At 58.6% G+C, this 6,000-nt stretch carries 7 protein-coding genes and 2 pseudogenes; 7 read left to right on the plus strand and 2 right to left on the minus strand.

The annotated features are described in order from the left end of the window. Positions 1-84 precede the first annotated feature (84 nt). Positions 85-540 (minus strand): PepSY domain-containing protein, encoded by a 456-nt coding sequence (locus tag AB4874_RS13890; protein WP_368392427.1) that lies wholly within the window; start codon positions 538-540, stop codon positions 85-87. A 125-nt stretch (positions 541-665) separates the two neighbouring features. Here AB4874_RS13890 and AB4874_RS13895 point away from each other — a divergent pair, with 125 nt between their 5' ends. From AB4874_RS13895 to AB4874_RS13910, 4 genes and pseudogenes are all read left to right on the plus strand, one after another. Next, on the plus strand, positions 666-1,007 hold the full coding sequence (locus AB4874_RS13895) for a PepSY domain-containing protein (protein WP_295537310.1): 342 nt from the start codon (positions 666-668) through the stop codon (positions 1,005-1,007). Further along, positions 1,007-1,672 carry a response regulator transcription factor gene (locus AB4874_RS13900; RefSeq protein WP_368392428.1) on the plus strand — a complete coding sequence of 222 codons (666 nt, stop codon included), beginning with the start codon at positions 1,007-1,009 and terminating at the stop codon, positions 1,670-1,672. Before AB4874_RS13895 ends, AB4874_RS13900 begins: the two co-directional genes overlap by 1 nt. Next, positions 1,669-3,021: a sensor histidine kinase gene (locus tag AB4874_RS13905; RefSeq protein WP_368392429.1), complete on the plus strand. Its 1,353-nt coding sequence runs from the start codon at positions 1,669-1,671 to the stop codon at positions 3,019-3,021. The genes AB4874_RS13900 and AB4874_RS13905 overlap by 4 nt, the downstream gene beginning before the upstream one ends. A gap of 123 nt (positions 3,022-3,144) precedes the next feature. Then, a pseudogene (locus tag AB4874_RS13910) lies at positions 3,145-3,420 on the plus strand (integrase core domain-containing protein); the annotation flags it as partial. Positions 3,421-3,433: 13 nt separating this feature from the next. Here the strand turns inward: AB4874_RS13910 and AB4874_RS13915 are convergent. Continuing rightward, positions 3,434-3,766, minus strand: a pseudogene (locus AB4874_RS13915) (hypothetical protein); the annotation flags it as partial. 27 nt (positions 3,767-3,793) lie between these two features. Between AB4874_RS13915 and AB4874_RS13920 the strand changes: the two are divergent. The 3 genes from AB4874_RS13920 to AB4874_RS13930 all read left to right on the plus strand — a co-directional run. Beyond that, positions 3,794-4,612 (plus strand): hypothetical protein, encoded by an 819-nt coding sequence (locus AB4874_RS13920; RefSeq protein WP_295537315.1) that lies wholly within the window; start codon positions 3,794-3,796, stop codon positions 4,610-4,612. A 70-nt stretch (positions 4,613-4,682) separates the two neighbouring features. Continuing rightward, positions 4,683-5,561 (plus strand): hypothetical protein, encoded by an 879-nt coding sequence (locus AB4874_RS13925; protein WP_368392430.1) that lies wholly within the window; start codon positions 4,683-4,685, stop codon positions 5,559-5,561. Positions 5,562-5,735: 174 nt separating this feature from the next. After that, on the plus strand, positions 5,736-6,000 hold a 265-nt coding region (locus AB4874_RS13930), incomplete at its 3' end, for a hypothetical protein (protein ID WP_368392431.1).

Here is a 6,000-nt window from a genome sequence, read left to right on the forward strand (position 1 = left end):
CAGGCTCGCCCGACCTCGCGGCGCTATGATCAGACGCGTTTGCGCCCGGTGATCATGGCGCGTGCGAGGTTGTCACGGTGATCATCAATCGAGTTCCGAGCCGATTACTTTGCCCGAGATCGGATCAAGACGAAGCGTGAGTTTACGACCGTCGCCGTTGAGCACGTCGGCCTCATAGCCGTAGCGCTCCATCTCGATCTTGCGGATCTGGTAGCCCTCCGAGCGAAGGCCATTCGTGACCTCGTCCATATTTTTCCATTGGTTGCGAATCTGGTTCGCCTCGCCAACGCGTTCGCGGTAGTTGGAGGGCATGTCATATTCCGCCTCACCGTTGCGATACTCTTTGCGGTATTCGTTGGTTTCACGTTTCTGGTTCTGGATTTTGACGGTTTCGCGCTGCTGGGGCAGTGTGAATTGCCCGGATTGTGCTCCCATTGGGGTCGCACCCTTGCCTGCCGGTCCCTGTGCCTGAGCCGCGCCCAGAGCAAAGCAGCCAATAGCGGCCGTAACGGCGGTCGTGAAAATAATGCTGCGTTTCATGGTGAACTCCTGCGAGTGAAAGCTGGGCGTGTTTGCCCGATGCACCATTCATGTCATAGGCGTGCTGACACTGTCCTGACGGGACCTGTCAGCGTTTTGTCAGGTATGTTGGGGTAAAAGACAGTATGAAACATCTCATCACCATCCTTCTTGTCCTGCTGGCCAGCCCGGCACTTAGCCAGCGTGCGGGCGGCGACTCGTCCGGCCAAAACGGCGGCGCCGACCATGATCGGGCGCGCAGTGCTGTCGAGCGGAACGAGATTCTGTCGTTGAAACAGATATCCTCTGGTATTCAGAAGCAATATGGCGGGCGCATCATCAAGGTCGAACTTGAAGAGAGCGATGGACTCTATGTTTATAAGCTGAAGCTCATCACACCTCAGGGACGCGTCGTCGAGCTTGAGGTTGACGCGGCGACCGGCTTACCAGTTGGTAACAACGAAAGAGATGGCGGCGAGGAAAACTGATGCGTGTGTTGGCGGTCGAAGACGATCCAAGGATTGCGGCGGACCTGAAGACCGCTTTGGAGGCGGCCGGATACCGCGTTGAGACTTGCGCAGACGGGCTTGATGCCTGGTTTCTGGGCGACACCGAAGACTACGATCTCGTCATTCTCGACCTTGGCTTGCCACACATGGACGGATTGAGCGTCTTGAAAAAATGGCGGGCCAATGGCCGTGAGATGCCTGTGCTTGTGCTTACGGCGCGCGGTGCGTGGACCGAACGGGTCGAGGGAATTGACGCTGGGGCTGACGATTACCTGCCAAAGCCGTTTCGCATGGAAGAACTCGTGGCCCGGGCCCGCGCGCTGATCCGTCGTTCGGCGGGGCGCGCCTCGGCGAGCCAGAGCGTTGGCGATCTGACGCTCGACAGCAACCGGATGAGCGCTTTGATCGGCGGCGTCCCGCTTTCGACCACTGCGCTTGAGTTTCGGCTCCTTTCCTATCTGATGCTGCATCGCGACCGGGTCGTGCCGCCAACGGAGCTACTTGAACACCTCTATGGCGACGACGATTCCCGTGAGGCGAATGCGCTTGAGGCGGTCATTGCGCGCCTGCGCCGCAAACTTGGGCCCGGTGTCATCGGCACGCGACGCGGCTTTGGCTACTTTCTCGAAGGGGATGCTGCGTGAGGCGTCTCTCACTCCGGCTGCGACTTGCGCTCGCGGGTGCGCTCGCGATCGTGGTCGCATTGGTCATTGCCTCTATCGCGTTGACGGCCCTATTCGCAGCCCATGTCCAGCGCCGTGCCGAGGCCGAACTATCGGTCCAGCTTGATCAGGTCGTGGCCGGGTTGGGACGTAACGCCGATGGCACCCTAGAGTTGCAAAATCCACCTGCGGACCCGCGCTTTGATCAACCGCTGAGCGGGCTCTACTGGCAAATCGTTGTCGAAGGGGCGCTCTTGCGCTCGCGTTCGCTTTGGGATCACGTGCTTCCGCTACCGCCTGATGAACTGCCTGATGGTCATGTTCACATCCATATTCTTCCCGATCAGGCGGACGGCTCGCTTCTTACCCTTGAACGCAGCGTCACGTTGCCGCCGTCCCTTGGAAGCGAACGGGTTCGCGCTGCGGTTGCGCTCACTACGGCAGACCTCAGGCAGGCGCGCGCCGATTTTTTACGCGATCTTGTCCCCTATAACGTGATCCTCGCGATTGCTTTGATCGTGGCCGGCTGGGTTCAACTGTTCTTCGGTTTGCGCCCGCTTGCCGAGGTTGGCAAACGCGTTCTCGCAGTACGATCTGGCCAGCAGAAACGACTTGGCGACGATTTCCCGAAGGAAGTCTTGCCGCTTGCCATCGAGGTCGATGCTTTGATCGACGCGCGCGAGGCAGAGCTTGAACGCGCAAGGCGGCGCGCTGGCGATCTTGCGCACGGGTTCAAGACCCCGTTGCAAGCCCTTCTGGGAGAGGCCGATCGCCTAAGAAAGAACGATCAAAACGAAGCTGCCCGCGCGATTGAGGAAATCGCGGATGCGATGCGCCGGCATGTCGATCGGGAACTGACGCGATCACGGCTCGCAGGGGGCACGACGAAAGGCAAGGCCACGGTTGCGCCAGTGGCCCGAAATATCGTCTCGGTCGTCCGGCGCACGCCCGATGGCAGTGCGCTGGATTGGCAGATCGCGGTGCCGGAGGATGTCTGTGTCGCGCTTGAAGCCAATGACCTCACCGAGGCCCTCGGGGTCCTGATCGAGAATGCGAGCCGTCACGCCACGAGCCTTGTAACGATCAGCGCAGCCCGACGGCACGAGATGGTCGAGATCGACGTGCTCGATGACGGCCCCGGCATGGCGGAGGACCGCATCGACGAGTTCCGGCTGCGCGGCATGCGTGCCGATGAAAGCGGGCATGGGTTGGGGCTGGCGATCAGCACCGAGATCGCTCAGGCGGTTGGCGGCGCGTTGAAGATCGAGAACATGTCTCCGGGCCTGCGCGTGACCCTGCAGCTTCCCGCAGCGCAGCGCGAGCAACCCTGACCTGCTTGCTCGCCCGTGACGCCGGAACAGGAAAGGGACTGTCAGTTCACCGACATGACGAAGGCGCCGCGAATTCTGGCGCAGGTCGGCCTCCTGCGTGAACGGGATAGAGCTTGCGGTGTCTTCGAGGAGAGCTGCAACGGGCGCATGCGCCACGAGCTGCTCAACGAGACTATGTTCCTCAATCTGTCCACGCACAAAGTTTGATCGCTGCCTGAGCGATTGATTGCAACACAAAGCGCCCGCATTCAGGCTTGGACTGCCGGACCCCGGCTGAACGCGAGGTTCCTGAGCGCCGTAATCGGCCGCCCCGCTGCGCGAAATGAAAGCACCGCATGTCGAGCGATTGCTTCACCTGTGCCGATCGGTGTAAAAACCTACCGGGCTCCGGTCGCGGCTCGATTGAAATTCAATGGTGGATGCCCAGCTCCTCGACATGCCAATGGAATTTGGCTTGGAACTCATGGCCGCCTAGCCCTTTTTTGCCGACAAAGGTCAGGAGCTTAACGTCATCTGGTTATGATGCCCCGGCGCCTGTTTCTGATATCGTCTGGTATGAACTTTGCGCATCGGGGTGCCGTGCGGAAGGCTGTTCATCCCATGGCAGCGCAGGATGCGCGAAACGGTTGCGTCAGACATCCTGATGTCGTGATAGCGCTCCAGATATCAAACGATCCTCATTGGTTTGTCGCCACCGATAGAAACTGGACCGACTGATCCAAAAATAACGACGGGTTTTCGCAACTTAGGCGATCTCCGTTGATCCACATCAATGAAAGTTGGACTTGGCTCCGATATTTTAATTCTCAGCTCTGCTAGACAAGAGTTTTATTTGGAGGAGAATTACATGAGTGTTAATATCTTACTTCCCGCAAAGCGTGTGGCAACCGTTTCGGCATTGGCTTTGGCTATCGGTTTTGGCGGTAATCTCGCCTTCCAACCGCTCAGCCATCTGTCGGGTGCGGCAGTCGCAGAATCGTCGGGTGGGGATCAGGGTCAGCAAGGGCAAGGTTCCAAAGGTCAAAATGGCCAAGGCGCCAAGGGTAACGATGGTCAGGGTCAAGGTGGTCCGGACGCGGACTCTGAAGGCAAAGGGCCGAAGGCTGGCAACGAAGGGTCCACCCGTTCCGGCAAACCGAATTGGGCTGAAGAAGGTATTCCTGAAGTAGAGCTTGGTCGGTTGAGCGTTGCGCGCTCTCCGTCGCATGTGCTTGATCGCGCTTATGACGAGGCGCTGGCAAGCCTGAACACCGACATGGTGACGTTCTACAACATGAGCTTAGACGACATTATCTCAAATCTGTCGCTCAATTTCGACCAACAGTCCTATGTCGACTCACCGCTGCAGAACCTTGCATTCTTGCGTGATGCGCTTGACGGCTCGATCTCGCTGCCGGGTGTGACCAATAGCAACGAGGTGCTTGAGGCAGTCTTCCTTGGCGTCGCTTCGGACAAAACCGTGCCGATCACAACTGATACGGTGATTGCGGTCTCGAAAATTCTTGGGACGCCCATCACCGGGGATGCTGCGGCGGCTCTTGCTGTAGACGCAGAAGCAGTGCGCGTAGCAGTTCTGGCTGGCCACGGCTGATCAGCGCTTGACGCTTAGGAGAGGCGGCGGCGCATAGTTTTCTGCGCCGCCAGTTTCGGGGACGTGTTCTGTGGCGCAATCAAACACATCACAGAACAAAGAAAATCTAGGGGATGATATTATGATTGGCTCAAATAATAATCGGAAGCGGTCGATGCTGACGGGGCTTTCAGTGGCGGCAATCGTCGCAATCATCGGCGGCACCTCTTACTTCGGAAGCTCGTATGGTTTCCTTGGCGCAGCAAATGCCGAAGAAGGCACGAGTGGCAGCCACACTGAAGGCGCTGGCGCCGGGAATAAGGGCGGCCAAGGTGGACACTCCGATGGGCAGACCGGAGACGACAGCGGTCATACGGATACGGGTGGCAAAAAAGGCCCGAAAAACGGCGCGAGTGGTCAGGGTGACGACGGTCACGGTCAAGGTGGTCCCGACGCCGATTCAGAAGGCAAAGGCCCGAAGGCCGGGAGTGCGGGGTCGACCCGCTCTGGCAAGCCCGTCTGGTCGCAAGAAGGTCTCCCCGAAGTTGAACTGGGCCGCCTGAACGTCGCGCGCTCGCCGAGCCATGTGCTGGATCGCGCCTATGCCGAAGCTATGGCAACCCTCTCGCCCGAGATGGCAGCGTTCTACAACCAGTCCCTCAGCGACATCGTCATGTCTTTGTCGACGAACTTCGACAACCAGACCTATATTGATTCTCCTTTGCAAAACCTGTCCATGCTGCGCGATGCGTTGGATGGATCGATTTCGCTTCCCGGCGTCAGCAACAGCAACGAGACATTGATGGCCGTGTTCCTCGGCGTCGCGTCTGACAAAACTGTACCGATTTCGCCGGACGCCGTGACTGCGGTTTCTACTATTCTGGGGGCACCCGTTTCGCCAACCGAGGCGGCGCGTCTGGCAGCAGATGCCGAGGCCGTGCGGATCGCTGTCTTGGCAGGACATGGTTAATAAATACGTGGTTTTATTGGCACATTGGCGTGACTTGATTTTGGTCAGGTCACGTTGATCGTTGACCCAGGCCGCGCGTAAGTGTCTTTTCCATACAAGCCATGAAGATTAATTCGACCGTTTCGCGGCACATGGTGCTCTGACGTGCGGCGAGGAAGTACCAGGAGAAACGTAATGCGTTCAAAAATTGCAGCCGCTGCACTGTCATTTATGGGAGCCACCGCTCTGACGTCGATCGGAGCTATGGCGGGAGGCATGGAAACAGCCCCCAGCCCGGTGACTGTGATCAATCCGAAAAACGTGGCGAGCGTCACTTACGGCCCATATGTCCGGGCTGAAATCGGTGCCGGCCGCACGTCCCTTAACGATGCCTATTGGTTGCCGCCCGGATATCCCGCTGACCCAAGGGTCAACTTCGATCTGGAATCGAAAAATGGCG

This window comes from Thioclava arctica, assembly GCF_040892615.1.
Lineage (GTDB): Bacteria > Pseudomonadota > Alphaproteobacteria > Rhodobacterales > Rhodobacteraceae > Thioclava > Thioclava arctica.

Bases quoted from the DNA above. Each gene is read 5' to 3' on its own strand.
- AB4874_RS13900 (WP_368392428.1), top strand. From the start codon at position 1,007: ATGCGTGTGTTGGCGGTCGAAGACGATCCAAGGATTGCGGCGGACCTG.
- AB4874_RS13920 (WP_295537315.1), top strand. From the start codon at position 3,794: ATGAAAGTTGGACTTGGCTCCGATATTTTAATTCTCAGCTCTGCTAGA.
- AB4874_RS13895 (WP_295537310.1), top strand. From the start codon at position 666: ATGAAACATCTCATCACCATCCTTCTTGTCCTGCTGGCCAGCCCGGCA.
- AB4874_RS13890 (WP_368392427.1), bottom strand. From the start codon at position 540: ATGAAACGCAGCATTATTTTCACGACCGCCGTTACGGCCGCTATTGGC.